The sequence below is a fragment of the Rhodopseudomonas sp. WA056 genome, from assembly GCF_010906995.1.
GTDB lineage: Bacteria > Pseudomonadota > Alphaproteobacteria > Rhizobiales > Xanthobacteraceae > Rhodopseudomonas > Rhodopseudomonas palustris_G.
The window spans coordinates 1-1,632 of record NZ_QPFS01000240.1 but is presented as its reverse complement, the minus strand read 5'-3'; the positions used below and the strand labels follow the sequence as shown (position 1 = coordinate 1,632).

1 pseudogene is annotated in these 1,632 nt (G+C 69.7%); it reads right to left on the bottom strand.

The features are described from left to right. Positions 1-1,603: pseudogene (locus DU475_RS23755) on the bottom strand (hypothetical protein); the annotation flags it as partial. Between the last annotated feature and the right edge of the window lie 29 nt (positions 1,604-1,632).

Below are 1,632 nucleotides of genomic sequence, written 5' to 3'. Positions count from 1 at the left end.
GTGGCTGGGATTGCGGCTGCGGCATCGGCGCGGCCGTAGGCGCTGCGGGCGATGGCGCGACCGGCGCTGCCGAGGCGGGCGCGATCGGAGGAGCGGCCAGGAAGGACGGCTTCGCCGGCTCCGCCACCGGGACCGGCTGCGGCGCCAGCGGCGGGGTTGCCCGCGCGGCGCGCAGATCGCCCTCGATCATCGCCAGTCGGTCGACGACGTGGCCGAGGGTGTTGTGCACCGCCTCGAGCGAATCCTGGGTGTGGCGATCGGTCTCCGACTGGCTGAAGCGCATGTCGGAAAGTTCGCGCTTGATGGTGTCGACGAAACTCGGATCGAGCGCTGGCGCGGGCCGGCGGTCGAGGTCGGTCAGCACCGCAAATTGCGACTGTTGCCGCTCGAGCATCCGCAGGATGTCGTGCAGGCCTTCTTCGACTCGGCCGAGATTGGCGCTGCCGCCGCGCTGCTCGGTCGCGGCTTCCATCCGCTCCAGCAGATGCGTGACGCGCTGTTCGAGATGCGCGAACGCCGACTGATTGTCGTTGCCGATCGGCAGATGGTCGATTCGTTCCGACAGCGCCCGCACCGCGCTTTCGAGTTGTTCGGTGGACTCGCTGGGCGCCGGGCGCTCGCGGCTTTCCAGCGCTGCGGTCAGTGCCGAGATGCGCTGCTCCAGCGCGGCGAACGAGACGCTGTGGCTGTCGGCCTGGGCCAGTTGCTCGATCTTCTCGCCGAGCGTGTGGACGTTGGCGCTGAGCTGCGCCAGCGCTTCGTTGGAGGCGACGTTGGAGACGATGCCGCGCAGCGCCCCGATGGCGTTCTCGAGCTGCTGCACGGTGCCGGGATCGTCGGCGTTGCGGACGATCATATCGACCTTGCCGCCGAGATTGCGGATCGCTTCGTCGAAACCGGCGAGCTGTTCGGCCGGCGTCAGCGAGCGCAACGCGGCGTGAATCTCGCCGAGCGCCCGTTCGATGCCGGCAATCACTTCACGGTCGCTGCCGTTGGCGCGGCTCTCATCGAGCCGCTGTGCCAGCGACCGGATCTCGCCTTCCAGCGTCTCGATCGCCTTGCGCGGCATCGCCTCGGTGATGGTCTGACGGATCTCCGCAAGGTCGGCCCGGAACGCGGCGATCGACTGCTCGACCTTGTCGGAGCGCTGCAATGCGTCGATCTGGTTGGTGATCTTGTGGAGCTGCTGCTCGAGGCTGGTAAAGTCCGGCCCCGCGGGCGGGGGCGCCGGGGTCATCGCCGGCGCGATCGGCGGGGCGAACGACGCCGGCTGTCGCGGCACCCGGCGGATTCCGGCATCGAGCTCGCTCTGGCGCGCGGCGATCTCGGCGATCGCCTTGTCGAGGGCGTTCGGGTCGAGCGTCGGCGAGGTGGCGTAGACCTGTTCGGCAGCGCGTTCGACACGCTCGGTCGGCGTCTGGGGCGGCACCGCGACGGTATCGGCCGGCCGCGCCGCGGGCTTCGGCTCGGTGATCCGCGCCAAACGGGCGTCGAGCCGCGAAATCGCATCGTTGAGTTGCCGGGCGACCGGCGGCTCGCTGCGCGTCGGGGTTCGGGAGATATGGTCGATCTGGCGGGCGATGGCGTCGAGCCGCTGATGGATCTCGGCGACCTCGGTGGCGGTTCGCTATG